The sequence below is a fragment of the Xanthobacter variabilis genome (assembly GCF_043831965.2).
Lineage (GTDB): Bacteria > Pseudomonadota > Alphaproteobacteria > Rhizobiales > Xanthobacteraceae > Xanthobacter.
This window is the reverse complement of the sequence record NZ_CM195533.1, coordinates 3240295-3257891: the sequence shown is the minus strand read 5'-3', so window position 1 is coordinate 3257891 and position 17597 is coordinate 3240295. Positions and strand designations below refer to the sequence as shown.

The 17597-nt window shown below is 66.5% G+C and carries 20 protein-coding genes; 11 read left to right on the top strand and 9 right to left on the bottom strand.

Going from position 1 to position 17597, the window contains the following annotated elements; all coding sequences use genetic code 11:
- Positions 1-42: 42 nt before the first annotated feature.
- Positions 43-915: a glutamate racemase gene (murI, locus tag V5F26_RS14220; protein WP_394946237.1), complete on the top strand. Its 873-nt coding sequence runs from the start codon at positions 43-45 to the stop codon at positions 913-915.
- Positions 916-934: 19 nt separating this feature from the next.
- Entirely contained in the window at positions 935-2194 is a 1260-nt protein-coding gene (locus V5F26_RS14215; protein ID WP_394056888.1) for a lytic murein transglycosylase, read from the top strand.
- 26 nt (positions 2195-2220) lie between these two features.
- On the opposite strand, the gene V5F26_RS14210 is transcribed toward V5F26_RS14215, so the two are convergent.
- On the bottom strand, positions 2221-2934 hold the full coding sequence (locus V5F26_RS14210; RefSeq protein WP_394946236.1) for a type 1 glutamine amidotransferase: 714 nt from the start codon (positions 2932-2934) through the stop codon (positions 2221-2223).
- 308 nt (positions 2935-3242) lie between these two features.
- On the opposite strand from V5F26_RS14210, the gene rpsD reads away from it, so the two are divergent.
- Positions 3243-3860, top strand: coding sequence for a 30S ribosomal protein S4 (gene rpsD, locus V5F26_RS14205; protein ID WP_234050380.1), 618 nt, complete (start codon positions 3243-3245; stop codon positions 3858-3860).
- Positions 3861-3970: 110 nt separating this feature from the next.
- Here rpsD and V5F26_RS14200 read toward each other — a convergent pair whose 3' ends face one another.
- Positions 3971-4291 (bottom strand): DUF1476 domain-containing protein, encoded by a 321-nt coding sequence (locus V5F26_RS14200; RefSeq protein WP_234050379.1) that lies wholly within the window; start codon positions 4289-4291, stop codon positions 3971-3973.
- 412 nt (positions 4292-4703) lie between these two features.
- Between V5F26_RS14200 and purC the strand changes: the two genes are divergently transcribed.
- The 7 genes from purC (at position 4704) to V5F26_RS14165 (ending at position 10232) form a co-directional block, all read left to right on the top strand.
- Positions 4704-5498 (top strand): phosphoribosylaminoimidazolesuccinocarboxamide synthase, encoded by a 795-nt coding sequence (purC, locus tag V5F26_RS14195; protein WP_234050378.1) that lies wholly within the window; start codon positions 4704-4706, stop codon positions 5496-5498.
- A gap of 165 nt (positions 5499-5663) precedes the next feature.
- Positions 5664-5903, top strand: coding sequence for a phosphoribosylformylglycinamidine synthase subunit PurS (gene purS, locus V5F26_RS14190; protein WP_234050377.1), 240 nt, complete (start codon positions 5664-5666; stop codon positions 5901-5903).
- A 282-nt stretch (positions 5904-6185) separates the two neighbouring features.
- Positions 6186-6884 carry a phosphoribosylformylglycinamidine synthase subunit PurQ gene (gene purQ, locus V5F26_RS14185; protein ID WP_234050376.1) on the top strand — a complete coding sequence of 233 codons (699 nt, stop codon included), beginning with the start codon at positions 6186-6188 and terminating at the stop codon, positions 6882-6884.
- 28 nt (positions 6885-6912) lie between these two features.
- Positions 6913-9123, top strand: coding sequence for a phosphoribosylformylglycinamidine synthase subunit PurL (gene purL, locus V5F26_RS14180; protein WP_394056892.1), 2211 nt, complete (start codon positions 6913-6915; stop codon positions 9121-9123).
- A 28-nt stretch (positions 9124-9151) separates the two neighbouring features.
- Positions 9152-9391, top strand: a complete 240-nt coding sequence (locus V5F26_RS14175) for a BolA family protein (RefSeq protein WP_234050374.1) — start codon at positions 9152-9154, stop codon at positions 9389-9391.
- A gap of 180 nt (positions 9392-9571) precedes the next feature.
- Positions 9572-9910, top strand: coding sequence for a Grx4 family monothiol glutaredoxin (gene grxD / locus V5F26_RS14170; RefSeq protein ID WP_234050373.1), 339 nt, complete (start codon positions 9572-9574; stop codon positions 9908-9910).
- A 4-nt stretch (positions 9911-9914) separates the two neighbouring features.
- The gene (locus V5F26_RS14165) at positions 9915-10232 is read left to right on the top strand and encodes a hypothetical protein (protein ID WP_234050372.1); all 318 of its coding nucleotides are present in this window, start codon (positions 9915-9917) and stop codon (positions 10230-10232) included.
- Positions 10233-10323: 91 nt separating this feature from the next.
- On the opposite strand, the gene purB is transcribed toward V5F26_RS14165, so the two are convergent.
- The 3 genes from purB to V5F26_RS14150 all read right to left on the bottom strand — a co-directional run bounded on the left by purB (position 10324) and on the right by V5F26_RS14150 (position 13420).
- Positions 10324-11631, bottom strand: coding sequence for an adenylosuccinate lyase (gene purB / locus V5F26_RS14160; protein ID WP_234050371.1), 1308 nt, complete (start codon positions 11629-11631; stop codon positions 10324-10326).
- 106 nt (positions 11632-11737) lie between these two features.
- On the bottom strand, positions 11738-13030 hold the full coding sequence (locus tag V5F26_RS14155) for a DNA polymerase IV (RefSeq protein WP_394056895.1): 1293 nt from the start codon (positions 13028-13030) through the stop codon (positions 11738-11740).
- Positions 13031-13093: 63 nt separating this feature from the next.
- On the bottom strand, positions 13094-13420 hold the full coding sequence (locus V5F26_RS14150) for a DUF3572 domain-containing protein (RefSeq protein ID WP_394056897.1): 327 nt from the start codon (positions 13418-13420) through the stop codon (positions 13094-13096).
- An 88-nt stretch (positions 13421-13508) separates the two neighbouring features.
- On the opposite strand from V5F26_RS14150, the gene V5F26_RS14145 reads away from it, so the two are divergent.
- Complete coding sequence (locus V5F26_RS14145; RefSeq protein ID WP_234050368.1) at positions 13509-13877, top strand: response regulator; 369 nt, start codon at positions 13509-13511, stop codon at positions 13875-13877.
- A 970-nt stretch (positions 13878-14847) separates the two neighbouring features.
- Here V5F26_RS14145 and rpmG read toward each other — a convergent pair.
- The 4 genes from rpmG to V5F26_RS14125 all read right to left on the bottom strand — a co-directional run bounded on the left by rpmG (position 14848) and on the right by V5F26_RS14125 (position 17592).
- The gene (gene rpmG / locus V5F26_RS14140; RefSeq protein ID WP_234050367.1) at positions 14848-15015 is read right to left on the bottom strand and encodes a 50S ribosomal protein L33; all 168 of its coding nucleotides are present in this window, start codon (positions 15013-15015) and stop codon (positions 14848-14850) included.
- Positions 15016-15147: 132 nt separating this feature from the next.
- Positions 15148-16338, bottom strand: a complete 1191-nt coding sequence (locus V5F26_RS14135; protein ID WP_394056899.1) for an MFS transporter — start codon at positions 16336-16338, stop codon at positions 15148-15150.
- A 16-nt stretch (positions 16339-16354) separates the two neighbouring features.
- On the bottom strand, positions 16355-17089 hold the full coding sequence (locus V5F26_RS14130; RefSeq protein ID WP_234050365.1) for an NUDIX hydrolase: 735 nt from the start codon (positions 17087-17089) through the stop codon (positions 16355-16357).
- On the bottom strand, positions 17086-17592 hold the full coding sequence (locus V5F26_RS14125) for a DUF983 domain-containing protein (protein ID WP_394056901.1): 507 nt from the start codon (positions 17590-17592) through the stop codon (positions 17086-17088). The genes V5F26_RS14130 and V5F26_RS14125 overlap by 4 nt, the downstream gene beginning before the upstream one ends.
- Positions 17593-17597: the final 5 nt, after the last annotated feature.

The following is a 17597-nucleotide window of genomic DNA, read 5'->3' as shown; positions in this document are numbered from 1 at the left end:
GGCGCGGCGCCACAATGTCGCCCGCGCCGTTGGGGATAAGCCATGACGTCCGTCACAGCTTCTGCCGAGAGATTTCAAGCCGTGCTGCCCGCATCCCATCCGGCGCCGACGATCCTCGTGTTCGATTCCGGTGTCGGCGGCCTGTCTGTGTTCCGCGAGGTGGCCCGCGCCCGTCCGGACGCTCATTTCATCTATGCCGCCGATGATGCAGGCTTCCCCTATGGCGATTTGAGCGATCAGGCGCTGGTCGCGCGGGTCAACGAGGTGGTGGGGCGCCTCATCGCCCTCACCGCGCCGGCCCTGGTGGTGATCGCCTGCAACACGGCGTCCACTGTCGTTCTGCCCAGCCTCAGGGCGCGCTATCCCATTCCATTCGTGGGCACCGTTCCGGCGGTGAAGCCGGCCTGCGCCGCCTCCCTCAGCGGCCGCGTGAGCATCCTGGCGACGCCCGGCACCGTGCGGCGGGACTATACGGCCGGGCTCATCCAGCAATTCGCGGCTCAATGCGACGTGACCCTGGTGCCGAGCGTGCGCCTCGCGGCGCTGGCCGAGGCGGCGCTGGCAGGCGAGGATGTGCCCGATGCCGCCATCGCCGGCGAGATCGCGCCCTGCTTCGTGTCCACCCAAGGGCGGCGCACCGACACCGTGGTGCTCGCCTGCACCCATTACCCGCTGCTGCTGGAGCGCCTGGAGCGGATCGCGCCCTGGCCGGTGTCGTGGGTCGATCCCGCGCCCGCCATCGCGCGGCGCGTGGTCCAGCTTCTTGGGCCCGCTCCGCAGAGCGGTGATCGCGAGGTGCCGGTGCAGGTCTACTCTACCGCGCGGGCTCTGGATGTCCGCCGCATCGCCGTCGTCATGGGCCGCCCGGTGGCGCGGCCGGAAGTTCTGGCGGCGCCGCTGGCCGTCGCCAGCTGACTGAAAAGGGGAGGTGTCAATGGCCGTTCGGGTCGACCGTCGTGCCGTCTCGTTCGGCCTTTTGAGCAGCGCCCTGCTGGGTGCGGCCCCGGGGCTTCTGGGTGCCGGCCCCGCCTGGGCGCAGAAGGCCGCCAAGCCGTTTCCCGCATGGGTGGAGCAGTTCCGCGCCAAGGCCCGCGCCCGCGGCATCAATGATGCCACCTATGACGCGGTGTTTCGTGGCCTGAAGCCCGACACCAGCGTCTATGCTCAGGATCGGTCGCAGCCGGAATTCACAGAGCAGACCTGGCAATATCTCAACCGCCGCGTTTCCGACTGGCGCATTGCCACGGGCCAGGAGCGCGCACGCCAATATGCCGGCCTGTTCAGCCGCATCGAGGAGGCCTTCGGCGTCGATCGGCGGGTGATGCTGGGCTATTGGGGCATGGAGAGCGCGTTTGGCGACGTGCTGGACAATCCCAAGCACATGAAGCCCGTCTTCCCCTCCCTCGCCGCGCTCGCCTGGGGCGATCCCCGGCGCCGCAGCTATTGGGAAGCCGAGCTTCTGAACGCGCTCGTCATCGTCCAGCGCGGCTGGGGCACGCCGCAGGAGATGACCGGCTCCTGGGCTGGCGCCATGGGCCACACCCAATGGATGCCCGAGGTCTGGCTCAACATGGGGGTGGACTTCGACGGCGATGGCCGCATCTCCCCCTTCGGCCGCCCCGACGATGCGCTGGCGGGCACCGCGAACTATCTGGTGAAGCGCGGCAAGTATCGCCGTGGCGAGCCCTGGGGCGTGGAGGCCAAGCTGCCTGCAGGCTTCAACACCGCCTTCGCCGACAACAAGTCACGCCGGCCGCTGTCTCAATGGGGCGACCTGGGGGTGACGACCGTGGATGGCCGCTCCCTCTCCAGCTATGACGAGCCCGCGCGCCTGTGGCTGCCCGGTGGGCCCGGCGGGCCGGCCCTGCTGCTGTTCCACAATTTCTATGCGGTCCGCTCCTACAACCCCTCGTCTAATTACGCCCTTGCCGTGGTGCATCTGGGCGATCGGATCATGGGGGAGGGGGCTTTCGTGACGCCCTGGCCCGGCGGCGAGCGGGCGCTGAGCCTGGCCGAGGTGCAGGAAGTGCAGCAGCGCCTCACCGCCGCCGGCTTCAGCACCGGCGGCACCGACGGCCGCGTGGGCACCGCCACCATGCGCGCGGTGCGCGCCTTCCAGCAGAAGGCCGGCATCAACCCCGCCGATGGCTATGCCTCGCTGGAAGTGCTCGCCGCCCTGCGGCAGGGGCGATAAAGCTCGCCCCGGCCCCAAGGGCATCGTCAGCTCGCGATCACGGCCTTGAAGTTCGCGTAGAGCTGCTTCGCGGCAGTCTGGAACACGGGCATCTTCTCCCGGGTCGCCGCCTCCAGCGTCGCCTGGCCTCCGGGGCCGGTGATGGCTTCCAGGGCGCAGCGGTATTCGGGAATGGCGCCCCATTCGGGCACCGTCGCGTCGGTCAGCTCCACATGGTACTGGATGCCGAAGGCCCGGCGGCCCACCTGGATGGACTGAACGGGGCAATGGCCGTTTTCCGCCAGCACACGCGCACCCGCCGGCAGCTCCAGCACCGCGGCGCCGTGCCACTGCAGGGTGGGGAAGGTGGGGGCGAGCCCCTGGAACAGCGGCGCCGCCTGGCCCGCCTGGGTCAGCGAAACCTCGGTCACGCCCACTTCCGGCTTCGCCATGAGGCCGACCTTGCCCCCCAGGGCATCCGCCAGCAGCTGGTGGCCGAGGCACACACCGAGATAGGGCCGGTCCTTGGCAACCCATTCACGAATGGCCGCCTTTTCCGGGACCAGCCAGGGATGCTCGGCCTCCTGCCACACATCCATGGGGCCGCCGAACACCATCAGCGCGTCGAAGCCGTCCAGGGGCGGGATGGGCTCCCCCTCATCGAGCTCCACGGGGAGCCAGCTGATTCCGTCCGCCTTCATGAGATCGCGGAAGCTGCCGGGGTGCTCTGCGGCGACGTGCTGAAACACGAGAATCTTCATGGGTGCGGCTCCGGTGAGGATCGGCGCAAGCTAAAAGGTGGCCGTGCGCCCGCAAGGCCAAATGAAGGGCAGGGCGGCCGCATTCCTGACCGCAAAGGCGGCAAACATTGACTTCCCCCGCGCGAGCCCTTATGAGGCGCGAACCTTTCGGGCCCAAAGTGGCCCGTTTGGCGTTTCACGCACCCGTGGCGTCTTGCGGCAGCGCGCTGCAAGAGCCTGTCGGCGGCGATACCGATTTTCGAATCGGCGTTTCCGCAGAGGAGGGGCGCGATCCCAACGCAAACTAGAACTTCAAGGATCCGCGTTACATGAGCAAGCGCATTGCGGCCAAGCACAAGATCGATCGCCGTATGGGCGAGAACATCTGGGGCCGCTCCAAGAGCCCTGTGAACCGCCGCGAGTACGGCCCGGGCCAGCACGGCCAGCGCCGTAAGGGCAAGCTTTCGGACTTCGGCGTGCAGCTGCGCGCCAAGCAGAAGCTGAAGGGCTATTACGGCTCCATCGGCGAGAAGCAGTTCCACGCCGTCTACGTGGAAGCCTCCCGCATGAAGGGCGACACCGGCGCCAACCTGATCGGCCTCCTTGAGCGCCGCCTGGATGCCGTGGTGTATCGCGCCAAGTTCGTGCCCACCATCTTCGCCGCCCGCCAGTTCGTGTCCCACGGTCACGTGAAGGTGAACGGCAAGCGCGTCAACATCCCCTCCTACCAGGTGAAGGTGGGTGATGTGGTCGAGGTGAAGGAAGCCTCCCGCCAGATGACCCTGGTGCTGGAAGCCCAGCAGCTCGGCGAGCGCGACGTGCCCGATTACATCGAGGCCGACGCCGGCAAGCTCGCGGTGCGTTTCGCCCGCGTGCCCGAGCTGAACGAGGTGCCGTATCCGGTTCAGATGGAACCGAATCTGGTGGTCGAGTTCTACTCGCGCTGAGCAATCGGCGACGAAAAAGAAAAAGGCCGCCTCTGGCGGCCTTTTTTATTGGCGCGGTCCACAGGGACCGGCCGGGAGCGGGCCTGCGGCCCGCCCCGCGATGCCCGCGCTCAGCCCGCTTTCACCTCAAGGGTCGCGGCGGCGAGAAACTCTTCCATGTTCCGGCGAATCTGGTGGTCGGACACGACGACGCCCTTGGCGTCGAAATCTCCGCGCAGCTTACGGAACACATCTTCGTCGCCGGCTTCCTGGATATCGGCGATAACCACTTCCTTGGCGTAAGCCTCCGCTGCCTCTCCGGAGAGGCCGAGCATTTGTGCGGCCCAAAGGCCGAGCTTCTTGTTGCGTCGGGCGAGCGCTTTGAAGTGGGTCTCCTCGTCCAGCGCGAAGCGCTTTTCAAACCCTTCTTCGCGCTTGTCGAACGTGGTCATGGCAGCCCTCTTCGTGACGATTTGGTGACCGGTTTGGGACCGGGATTGGTTAGCACGGTGCGCAAACGCAAGGTGTCGCCCGCGCGCGTGCCTTGAATATAGGGCACTTCTCCCTAGATCAACGGCAGTTAAGCGCTGCCCCATGTCGCGGCTACAAGGTGCGCCGCACCATTGTAACTGGCGAAGGATCTGCCTGGACGCCGCAAGGAACGGCACTTGGCCCGCGCAATTCGAGGCGGGGGCAGCGGCATACCGTTTGCTCCGACATCGCTGCGACATTTGCATGATTGACGCAGTCGCGTTGTATCCGGGCTCGTGATCGGCTAGTGTCCACACGGGTTCGGTGTGAACTGCACAACAGCCACCCGCGCCCCGCCGAGGAGCGTCACCAGAACGGAGCCTTGGCACACCCATGGATTTCCTCAATCGACGGTATACACCCATGTCGCGCCGCCGCCGCATTTACGAAGGCAAGGCGAAGGTCCTCTATGAAGGTCCGGAGCCCGGCACTCTCATCCAGCACTTCAAGGATGACGCGACCGCCTTCAACGCCAAAAAGCACGATGTCATCGATGGCAAGGGCGTGCTGAACAACCGGATCTCGGAGTACGTCTTCTCCCGGTTGAACGATATCGGCGTGCCGACTCACTTCATCCGACGGCTGAACATGCGCGAGCAGCTCATCCGCGAGGTGGAGATCATCCCGCTCGAGATCGTCGTGCGCAACGTCGCGGCCGGCTCGCTGTCCACCCGACTCGGAATCGAGGAGGGGACCCAGCTCCCCCGCTCGATCATCGAGTTTTATTACAAGAACGACGCGCTCAACGACCCGATGGTGTCGGAAGAGCACATCACGGCGTTCGGCTGGGCCACCACCCAGGAAATCGACGACATCATCGCGCTCGCGATCCGCGTCAACGATTTCCTGTCGGGCCTTTTCCTCGGCGTCGGCATCCGTCTTGTGGACTTCAAGATGGAATGCGGCCGCCTGTGGGAAAACGACATGATGCGGATCGTCGTGGCCGACGAGATCAGCCCCGATTCGTGCCGGCTGTGGGACATCAAGTCCAACGACAAGCTGGACAAGGACCGCTTCCGTCGCGACATGGGCGGGCTGGTCGAGGCGTACACGGAAGTGGCGCGTCGGCTTGGCATCCTCATGGAGAACGAGAACACCCAGGGCAAGGGCCCCGTCCTCGTCAAGTGAGGCATGCGCCGTGAGGCGCCCCGGCGCCTTGAGCACCGGCGGCAAATGATGCTAGGCGGGGGCCCTGAAGGCCCCCGTTTGCGTTCCGCGCAGGCGCTGGAGCCAGAGGCCCACGGGGCGCGACGAGAACAAACGCGCTGAGCGCGCGAAACGAGAGAAGGTCTCATGAAGGCACGCGTGATCGTCACACTGAAGTCGGCGGTGCTGGATCCGCAGGGCAAGGCCATCGAGGGCGCGCTGCGTTCCCTGGGTGTCAACGGGGTGCAGAGCGTGCGCCAGGGCAAGGTCTTCGACGTCGAGCTCGCCGGCAATGACCGTGACGCGGCCGAAGCGGCGCTGAAGGAAGCCTGTGAAAAGCTCCTGGCCAATACGGTGATCGAGACCTACCGAATCGAGTTTGCCTGAGTTGTGGTAAGCTTGCGCCCGGTGCCGCCGAGAGGACGCCATGGCTGACGTCACGAGCGAACTGAGCCAAAGCCGGATCCCGGTTCCGGTCTGCTTTGAGATTCCGGGCCTTTTCTATGGCGCGCGCCGCGGACAGCGTGAGTCGCGTGCGCAGCCATCCTTGCTTCGCCCGATCCGAGCCAGCCTCGAGCCGGCTGCAAATCCCCTCCACGGCGTCCCGGTCCGCCCCCGTGCGTGCCCCGCCCGTGGCGATGCCCCTTGGCCGACGCCCATTGAGAGATCATGAAACCTGCCGTCATCCTCTTTCCCGGCTCCAATCGTGAGCGGGATGCCGCGCGTGCCCTGAAGCTCGTCGCTGGCGCCAAGCCGAACATCGTCTGGCACGCGGAGCACGAGCTGCCGGCGGGCACCGATCTCGTGGTGCTGCCGGGCGGCTTCTCCTACGGTGACTATCTGCGCTGCGGCGCCATCGCCGCCCGTGCCAACATCATGAATGCGGTGCGCGCCCATGCCGCCAAGGGCGGGCTGGTGCTGGGCATCTGCAACGGCTTCCAGATCCTGTGCGAGGCGGGCCTGCTGCCGGGCGTGCTGGTGCGCAATGCGCGCCTGCGTTTCGTGTGCCGTGAGGTGCTGCTGCGGGTGGAGCGCGCCGACACCGCCTTCACCAAGGCCTATCGCAAGAGCGACCTCATCCGCATTCCGGTCGCCCACGGCGAAGGCAATTATACCGCCGACGAGGACACCATCACGGAGCTGGAGAAGGAAGGCCGTGTCGCCTTCCGCTATGCCCGCCCCGATGGCCAGATCGACGAGACCGATGGGCCCAACGGCTCCATCAACGGCATTGCCGGCATTTATTCCGAGAAGTTCAACGTGCTCGGCATGATGCCGCATCCTGAAAACTACATCGAGCCGGAGATCGGCCCGACCGACGGGCGCGGCTTGTTCGAAAGCCTCGCCGGCGCCCTCAAAGCGGCGTGACGCCCGCCCCAATTCGGATCGACTCGCTGTGACCCTTCCCAACACGCCCCGCATCACTCCGGAACTGGTGGCCGAGCATGGCCTGAAGCCGGAGGAGTATGATCACTTCCTGAAGCTCATCGGCCGCGAGCCGAGCATCACCGAGCTCGGCATCGTTTCCGCCATGTGGAACGAGCACTGCTCGTACAAGTCCTCCAAGGTCTGGCTGCGCACCCTGCCCACGCAGGGCCCGCGCGTGATCCAGGGGCCCGGCGAGAATGCGGGCGTGGTGGACATCGGCGACGGCCAGGCGGTCGTGTTCAAGATGGAGAGCCACAACCACCCGTCCTTCATCGAGCCCTATCAGGGCGCGGGCACGGGCGTGGGCGGCATTCTGCGCGACGTGTTCACCATGGGCGCGCGCCCCATCGCGGCGCTGAACCTGCTGCGCTTCGGCGATTGCCACAATGCCAAGACGCGTCGCCTGCTGGCGGGCGTGGTGGCCGGCATTGGCGGCTATGGAAACTCGTTCGGCGTGCCCACGGTGGGCGGTTCGGTGGGCTTCCACAAGCGCTATAATGGCAACATCCTCGTCAATGCCATGGCCGTGGGCCTCGCCAAGACCGACGAGATTTTCTACGCGGCGGCCACCGGCGTCGGCCGCGCCATCGTCTATCTCGGCTCCAAGACCGGCCGCGACGGCATTCACGGCGCCACCATGGCCTCGGCCGAGTTCGGCGCCGACGCGGAGGAGAAGCGCCCGACCGTGCAGGTGGGTGACCCCTTCGCCGAAAAGCTGCTGCTGGAAGCCTGCCTCGAAATCATGAAGGCGGGCTGCGTGGTTTCGATCCAGGACATGGGTGCCGCCGGCCTCACCAGCTCCGCAGTCGAGATGGGCGCCAAGGGCGGCCTGGGCGTGGAACTGGACCTTGATGCGGTGCCCTGCCGTGAAGAGGGCATGAACGCCTATGAAATGATGCTGTCCGAGAGCCAGGAGCGCATGCTCATGGTGATCGCCGACGGCAAGGAGGCCGAGGCCGAGGCTATTTTCCGCAAGTGGGGCCTGGACTTCGCCATTGTCGGTCACACCACCGACACCCTGCGCTTCGTGGTGAAGCACAAGGGGCTGGTGGAAGCCGACCTGCCCATCAAGGAGCTGGGCGACGAGGCGCCGGAATATCACCGGCCGTACGCGGAGCCGGCAGATCGCCCCATGATTTCTCCGTCCGAGGTGCGCACCTCGGCATCCGTGGCGGACGCGCTGGAACGGCTCATTGCTTCTCCCGACCTGTGCTCCAAGCGCTGGGTGTGGGAGCAGTATGACCACCTGATTCTCGGCAACACCGTGCAGCAGCCCGGTGGCGACGCCGCCGTGGTGCGGGTGGATGATGGGCCCAAGGCGCTCGCCTTCACCACCGACGTGACGCCGCGTTATTGCGAGGCCGGCCCCTTCGAGGGCGGCAAGCAGGCCGTGGCCGAGGCGTGGCGCAACCTGACCGCCGTGGGCGCGACCCCCATCGCCGCCACCGATAACCTCAATTTCGGCAATCCCGAAAAGCCGGAAATCATGGGTCAGTTCGTGGCCTGCGTGAAGGGTATCGGGGCGGCCTGCGAGGCGCTCGACTTCCCCATCGTTTCGGGCAATGTCAGCCTCTATAACGAGACCAATGGCCAGGCCATCCTGCCCACGCCGTCCATCGGCGGGGTGGGGCTTATCGACAATCTGGCCGAGTCCATGACGCTGGACTTCAAGGCCTCCGGCGAGCTGATCCTGCTGATCGGCAAGACCGTGGGCTGGCTCGGTGCGTCCGCCTTCCTCGCCACGGTGTGCGAGCGGGAGGAGGGGGCGCCGCCGCCGGTGGACCTGGTGGCGGAAAAGCGCAATGGTGACTTCGTGCGCGCGCTGATCCGCGACGGTGTCGCAACCGCGGTGCATGATATCTCCGATGGTGGCCTCCTCGTCGCCATCGCCGAAATGGCCATGGCGGGCCACATGGGCGCCTCGCTGGAAGCCCCGCCCGAGGGCATGGATGCCAATGCGTGGTGGTTCGGCGAGGATCAGGCCCGTTATGTGGTGACGGTGCCGCCGAGCCAGGCCGGCGAGGTCGTTCGCCACGCCCAGGCGGCCGGCGTGCCGGTGACGAAGCTTGGGAAGACCGGCGGTGACCGCTTGATCGTGCCCGATGACCGTTCGATCATTGTGGAATCGCTCCGGGACCGCCACGAGACGTGGCTGCCCATTTATATGGGCGCGTCCTGACAGCCCTTTTCCGGAGGATCGAACTGCCATGCCGATGCAGGCTCGCGACATCGAAGCGCTCATCAAGTCCGCTCTTCCCGACGCCTCAGTCATGATCGAGGACCTGGCGGGGGACGGGGATCACTATGCCGCCCGCATTGTCTCGGAGGCCTTCCGCGGCAAGAGCCGGCTGCAGCAGCACCAGATGGTCTACGCGGCCTTGAAGGGCTCCATGGGCGGAGAGCTGCACGCTCTGGCCCTGCACACGGCGGCGCCCGCGCAAAAGTGACAGGCGCGGCCTGACCGGCGCATTGGCGACGAATTGATGCCCGGGCTTGTCCCGGGCATTTTCGTTGGAGTGTGCAGATGCGAGAGCAGAGCCGGCGCGGACCTTGAACTTTGTGCCCGAAGCGCCGATCTTTAGCCGAGAGGGCCGGATGTTTCGGCCCGCCAGCTTGGATTCGATCTCATGGGCATTCGCGAAGACATCGATGGCATCGTCAAGTCGGGCGACGTGGTCCTCTTCATGAAGGGCACTCCGCAGTTCCCGCAGTGCGGCTTCTCCGGCCAGGTGGTGCAGATTCTCGACCACGTGGGTGTGCCCTTCAAGGGCGTGAACGTGCTCGAGAATGACGCGATCCGCCAGGGCATCAAGGACTATGCGAACTGGCCGACCATTCCCCAGCTCTACATCAAGGGCGAGTTCATCGGCGGCTGCGACATCGTCCGCGAGATGTTCCAGTCCGGCGAGCTGATTCCGCTGCTGCAGGAAAAGGGCGTCGCCATCCGCGACAAGGCCATCGGCTGATCGCGTGACACAGAATGTGGCTCAGGCGCCGGGGCCGGCTGCTCCGCTCGCGCTGAAGGTGGCCATCGCCCTCGGCCTTCTGGCCGATGCGGCTCTGGTGGTGCTGTTGCTTGGAATCTCAGGCTTCGTGTTCGGCGGCCCGGAAGGAGCGCAGGGCGCGGGGGCAGCTATCGCCGGGTGGGGGATGACGCTCGCGGTGTGCATCCTCTCGCCCTTGCTCGCGTGGCCCATGTGGCGGCGCGGGCGCCGGGATCTCGCTTTGGCGATGATCTGGCTTCCCGTCATCGCGCTGCTCCTCGGCCTGATCATCGGCACCCTATAGCCGCCCATAGATCGCCGAGCGCTGATGCGCACGCGCCCAAACAAAAAAGGCCCGCTTCGAAGCGGGCCTTTTCTTTTACACGCGCTTCACCTCACAGGTGGCCGAACACCCGCTTGAAGATGGTGTCCACATTCTTCAGGTGATAGCCGAGGTCGAACTTCTCGTTGATGTCCTCTTCGGACAGATACTTGCGCACATCCGCGTCGCCCAGCAGGAAGGTGCGGAAATCGCCTTCGCCGCGCCAGACCTTCATGGCGTTGCGCTGCACGAGGCGATAGGCGTCCTCACGGCTCGCGCCCTTCTGGGTGAGCGCCAGCAACACGCGCTGGGAGTGGATGAGGCCCCCCAGCTTGTCCATGTTCTTCTGCATGTTGTCGGTGTGCACCACCAGCTTGTCCATCACGCTGGTGAGGCGCGCCAGAGCGAAGTCCAGGGTCACCGTCGCGTCGGGGCCGATCATGCGCTCGACGGACGAGTGGGAGATGTCGCGCTCGTGCCAGAGGGCCACATTCTCCAGCGCCGGCGTCACATAGGCGCGCACCATGCGGGCCAGGCCGGTGAGGTTCTCGGTGAGCACCGGGTTGCGCTTGTGCGGCATGGCCGAGGAGCCCTTCTGCGCCTCGGAGAAATACTCTTCCGCTTCCAGCACCTCGGTCCGCTGCAGATGGCGCACCTCGACGGCAAGCCGCTCCACGGAGGAGGCGACGACGCCCAAGGTGGCGAAGAACATGGCATGCCGATCGCGCGGGATCACCTGGGTGGAAACGGGCTCCACCGTGAGACCCATCTTGGCGGCCACATGCTCCTCAACCCGCGGGTCGATGTGGGCGAAGGTGCCGACCGCGCCGGAAATGGCGCAGGTGGAGATTTCCGCGCGGGCGGCCACCAGACGGGCGCGCGCCCGCTGGAACTCGGCGCTCGCGATGGCGAGCTTCACGCCGAAGGTGGTGGGCTCGGCATGGATGCCGTGAGAGCGGCCCACCGTGGGGGTGAGCTTGAACTCGAACGCGCGCCGCTCCAGCACCTTCAGCAGGGCATCCACATCCGCGATCAGCAGATCGGCGGCGCGGGTGAGCTGCACGGCAAGGCAGGTGTCCAGCACGTCGGACGAGGTCATGCCCTGGTGCACGAAGCGCGACTCGGGGCCGATGAACTCGGCGAGATGGGTCAGGAAGGCGATGACATCGTGCTTCACTTCCCGCTCGATCTCGTCGATGCGGTCAATGTTGAACTCGGCCTTGCCGCCCAGCTCCCAAATCTTGGCAGCGGCCTCCTTGGGCACGATGCCGAGATCAGCCAGCGCATCGGCGGCGTGGGCCTCGATCTCGAACCAGATGCGGAAGCGGGCTTCCGGCGACCAGATGTCGGCCATCTGCGGCCGGCTATAACGGGGGATCATCGCATCACTCGTGAAATCTCAGGCGAGGGTGCGATCTAGCAGATCGTGACGGGAAAGAGTAGCGCCCGCCGCGGATGGGGGGCAAACGCATTGCTCAACCCGGCGCTCAACGCCCCTTGCGCCGGCCGCCATGGTCGGAGCCCAGCATCAGCCCGCGCGAGACCACGCCACGGCCGAACTTGGCCGTCAGGGCATCCATGGCGCTCTCGGTCGCCTTCAGGCGCTCCGTTCCGGTGTCGACCAGGTCGGCGGGATCGGCCTCGCTGGCCGGACACAGCTCGGAAACGCCCACGCCAATGAGGCGGAAGCGCGTGCCGTCAGCCTCCTTTTGCAGCAGCTCATGGGCCTGGGCATAGATGCGGCCGGCCAGGCAGGTGGCGCTGTCCAGCGTGCGGGAGCGGGTGCGCAGGCGGAAATCCGCCGTCTTCAGCTTCAGCGTCACGGTGCGGCCGGCGATCTCCCCCTTCTTCAAGCGCGCGCTGACTTCCTCAGCGAGGCCGTAAAGCGTCTGCTCCAGCGGTCGCAGCCCCCCGATATCGGTGTCGAAGGTGGTTTCCGCCGAAACGCTCTTGGCCTCCCGGTCGGGCTCCACCACGCGGGTGTCGAGCCCCCGCGCCAGCCGCGCCAGTCGCAGGCCTTCGGCGCCATACCGCCGGGCAAGATCGGTGGCGTCGGCGCGCTGCAGGTCGGCAATGGTGTGGAACCCGTCGCGATTAAGCCGCGAGCCGAATGCGGCGCCCACGCCCCAGATGAAGGTGACCGGCCGCGGGGCCAGGAACGCGGCGGCCTCCAGAGAACCCAGAACGGAGAAGCCGCGGGGCTTGTCGAGGTCAGATGCGGTCTTGGCCAGGAACTTGTTGGGCGCGAGACCGACGGAAACGCTGATCCCCACCTGCCGTTCCACCTCCAGCGCGAAGCGGGCCAGGGTGCGCGCGGGGCTGAGGCCGTGCAGGGCCTGCGTGCCCGAGAGGTCGAGGAAGGCCTCATCGATGGAGAGCGGCTCCACGAGAGGCGTCAGCGCCTGCATCATGGCCCGAACCTGGCGGCCGGCGATGCGGTATTTCTCCATGTTCGGCGGCAGCACCACGGCATCGGGGCACAGGGCCTTGGCCTTGAACATGGGCATGGCCGAGCGCACCCCCGCGATGCGGGCAATGTAGCAGGCGGTGGAAACCACGCCGCGCTTGCCGCCGCCGATGATGAGCGGCACATCCGCCAGCGCCGGATTGTCCCGCTTCTCCACGGCCGCGAAGAACGCGTCGCAATCCACATGGGCAATGGCGAGTTCGTCGATCTGTGGATGTCGCGCCAGACGCGGGCTGCCGCAGGCGACGCAGCGCGGGCCCGCGCCGGAATCGGCGAGACAGTCGCGGCAAAAGCCTGGGGGAGGGGAGGCCATGGCACGATTCTGCCGCCGGCAGCGCCCCGGCGCAATGGCGCGCGGGGGCTTAGGGCGCGCTCCTCAGAGGGTATGGCGCACGTTCGAATCGGGGTCGTCGGGCGGGGTGAGGATGGCGCAGGCGCTCACCACATGCTTCGGCGTCAGCTGCTGCGACTCGGCAAAGGCGATCAGAAGCGGCTCATCGGAGAGCACATAGGCCAGCACGCCGGCCCCGAAATCGGCCTTGCTCGCGGCCTCGCGCAAATTGGCGGGGGAAAGGCCGGTTTCCGCAAGGAATCGCACCAATCGCTCACCATCGGCTGCGATGAAGGACAAGGCGGCCACGGCAACTTCCTGGGCTGCTGCACGCTGGGCTTGAAGGCCCTTGGGTTTCTCTTGAATTGGCATTTGCGCTTCCGCAACGAATGGGCTCTAGCTGTTGCCCATTCCAGCACGTTCGCGGCGGGCTGCGAAGCGCCAAGCGGGGATGGGCCCTATGACGAAGACAGTCATGATCGTGGAGGACAACGAGCTCAACATGAAGCTCTTCCACGACTTGCTGGAGGCACACGGCTACCGCACCGTGGAGACGCGCACAGGCGTCGAGGCGGTGGATCTTGCCCGCGCCCACCGGCCGGACCTCATCATCATGGATATCCAGCTGCCCGAGATTTCGGGCCTCGACGTGACGCGAAAGCTGAAGGCGGACCCCGAGCTGCGCGCCATCCCCGTGGTCGCGGTCACCGCCTTCGCCATGAAGGGCGACGAGGAGCGGATTCGCGCTGGCGGCTGCGAGGCCTATCTTTCCAAGCCCATATCCGTGGCGAAATTTCTGGAAACGGTGAAACAGTTTACCGGTGGTTGAAAACCTCTCCTGCTGCGCGAGCCGGATTCGAGAGCTTTCGCTTTGGTGGGCGTTACGCTAAGATTTAACGCAAAGGTAGCTATGGGCTACCGCCCGAGTCGCAACATACGCGCAGCGCTTCAAAATGCGGCAGAAGCGCTTGCCCGCGGCGACAAAGGTCATCGGCGATACAGGTCCATTCGGGACAACCCTACGGAGTGCTCAGGTCCGCCGCATCTCCTGGGTCCGTGGGGTTTGGCCGGTGGGTGAGCGCTGACGGGAGGCCTCCCCGCGCGTTCCCCACCGGCCACCTATTCCCGTTCCCACTCGCCAATTCAGGCCTTTCAAGTAAGCCATGAAGCCCGTGCACCAGTCTGTGCGCGCTTTCGTGTGTCTCTCGGCCACAGCGCCGTGCAGGCGGCGCGGCGCCGCAAGTCTGGCATGGGCTCAAAGCGATCGACATCCGAGCAACATCGGCATCCGAGCGACGGAAAGAGGGGCGCGCGCTCTGCCGCTTGCGGGGCGTGACCGCGGCAACGCCGCTTCGGGAGCGTCCGGATCGGCACCCAAGCGCCAGTGGTGTTGACGCTTCCCGGCGCGTTGTCCTTCACGTCCCTGCCGGACTTCATCCCCAGCGCCTAATCCTCCCAACGCGGCCCTAGCGGGCGCGAGAGGCAGCGCGGATGGGGGGGGCTTTGCTGGTCCAGAAACGGCCGCGCCGCATGGGCTACAGGTCGATTGGTTGTGGCACTGCGGCCGAGCGCTCACATCGACCGATTCTATAGGGCCCTGCGCGGCCTTCCCGCTTGGGACACCGGAGCGCGCGGCAGCCATCGCCCGGCGCGCTTCAAACCCTTGCCGTGAGCAGAATCGGAGCGGTCGTCCAGCCATCATGGCGACGAAGACCCGTGAGCGTCTGGGCAAAAGAAAAGGGCGCCGAAGCGGCGCCCTGTCCTTCATGAAAGCGCTGCGGGGCGGGGCCCCGCGCGCATCACTTGATCTTGGTCTCGCGGAACTCGACGTGCTTGCGGGCGACCGGGTCATACTTCTTCAGCACGATCTTGTCGGTCTTGGTACGGGAGTTCTTCTTGGTGACGTAGAAGGAGCCCGTGTCCGCGCTGGACAGGAGCTTGATCTTGATGGTTGCAGCCTTGGCCATATCTTGATCCCTGGTGCCGCTGGTGGCGCGCAATTCCTGGCGCGCAAGCCGAATGCCGGCAAAAAGAAACACGCACGCGCTGCCGGACCGGCGGCTCGTATGCGCCGAAATGCCCTTAACAGCCCTTCATTGTCAAGGCCTGCGCGGCTTCAGCGCCTCATTGCCGACCATCAGGCGCACCGCCACCAGCAGCGCATAGCCGCCCAGCATGGCCGCGATGACATAGGCGAAGCCATAGGGGTTGTAGAGGTCCATGCCCTGGCCTGCGACGGGCGGCCCGACGATGAGGCCGAGCGAGTAGAACATCACGAAGGCGGCATTGGCGGACGCGAGGTTGGCGCCGTGGAATCGCGCGCCCAGATGCGCCAGCCCCACCGTATAAAGCGAGCCCACCACGCCCGTGGCCAGGAACACCGCCGCAAGGAAGGGCACGCCATCCACCGGCAGCTGTGGCAGAATCGCCGCGCCGATGGTGCCGACCAGCGAGCAGATGAACAGCAATACCCGCCGGTCCACGCGGTCCGAGATCAGGCCAAGGGGAATCTGGAACGCCACATTGCCCAGCACCGCCACCGTCAGCAGCAAGGTGGCGTCGCTGTCGCCCATGCCCAGGCGCACGCCATAGACGGGCAGGAAGCTCATCACCGAGGTTTCCATGGCGCCGAAGACCAGCGCGGCCATGAGGGCCGTGGGCGACTTGCGCAGGAAGGAGAGCACCCCGTGGTGCTCGCCATCATGGATGCTCGGCGTCATACCGCGCGCCATTAGGATGGGGATGGCGCCCAGGCAAAGCACCACCGCGCCCGCGAGGTAAGGCGGCCAGCCCACGGTGCCGGTGACGCTGAGGATCACCGGGCCAAGGGCCGCGCCGACCGAGAGGGCTGTGGCGTAGATGCCCATGATGAGGCCGCGCCGGTGCTGCGGGGCCACCGCATTGATCCAGAACTCGCTGACCGCGAACAGCACGCACAGGGCCGCGCCCAGCACGAATCGTAGCGGAAACCACAGGACGAACGATTCGACAGCCTTGAAGGCCAGAAGGCTCGCCGCGCATAGCGCGATGGAGACCACCAGCAGCGCCCGCACCCCAAGCCACCGCACCAATTGGGGGATGAAGGGCGCCGTGGCGACGGTGGCGATGCCCGCCACCGCCGTGTTCACCCCAATGAGGGTGCCGGACACGCCCCGCGATTCCAGTTCCAGCGCCAAGAGGGGGATGGAGAGGCTGATCCCCACCCCGACCACCGTGATGGCGGAGATGGCGGCGGCGATCGAGGCCCTCCAGCTCGTCTTTTGAGCGGGGACCGCATTTGGGGCGTGCATCAGGAAAAAAGTCCGGTCAGTCGAGAAGCGTGCGTACGAATTGGCCGTGCCGCATGGCGTAGGAGGGAACGGGAAGGCGATGATGGAAGCCCGCCTCGATGCGGGCCGCCAATTCCTCCAGCACCACGCGGGTAACGGTGGGCAGGTCCTCGGCCTTCGTCTCGTCGAAAGTGAGCCACTTCAGGTCCACCAGCTCGGAGTTTTCACCGACCTTGCCCGGCTCCTCGTCGCACACCGCGCCGGCATCGGCAACGAAGAAGCGCGTGTCGAAGCGTCTCGGACGCCGCGGCGGGGTGATGGCCCGGGCCACGAAGGTGAGGGCTTCCAGGTTGGGGAACACCTCGTGCGATTCGAAGGCCCGCCAGTCATCGCAGGGCGCTTCGGGGGCGCCGAGGTCCTTGGTGCCGACCATGAGGCCGGTTTCCTCATACATCTCGCGGATGGCGGCGGCCGCCAGCCCGCGCACCCGGCCGAGGGTGGGCCGCTGCACGCTTTGCATCAGGCGCCGCTCGCTGTCCGGATCGACGATGCCGTAGACGGGCATGGCCTTGTCGAATTTCTCCAGCCGGCCGCCGGGGAACACAAACATGTTCGGCATGAACTTGAGGCTGGGGTTGCGCCGGCCCATGAGCACGCGCGGCGCCTTGCCCGCGCGGTCCACGAGAATCAGCGTCGCGGCATCCTTGGGCCGCACGTTGGGGGAGTTCTGGTTCCGCTCGGCGGCGGTGAGACGGGTGGCGAAATCGGTCATGGTGCGAAAGAGGCCGCTGCGGAAGAGGGAAGGGGGCGCTCAGCGCCGTCGGGCGGAAGCTCGCGTTCCGGGCTGGTGGCGTCGAAGCCATGCATGCGCAAGGCCCATTGCAGGTTCACCAGCATGCCCTTCACGGGCGGCAGCAGAACCAGGCTCAACACCAGCGTGAGCGGCAGCCAGAGCGCCAGATGGGCCCATACGGGCGGCTGGAACAGCTCTTCCACCACCACCAGCAGCGGCACCACGATGTGGCCCACCGCCAGGATGACGGCGTAAGGCGGGGCATCGTCCGCCCTGTGATGGTAAAGCTCCTCGCCGCATTGCCCGCAGAAGGGCGAGATCTTCAGGTAGCGGGCATAGAGGCTGCCGGTGCCGCAGGCCGGGCACAGGCCGCGCGCGCCGCGCAGCAGAGAGGGCGCGACCGCGCGTGGCGGCAGCTGGGGCGGGGCCTGTGGCCCCAGGGGGGCGGGCGGCATGGCCCGCGTCGTCACTGTCAGTGTCATGGACG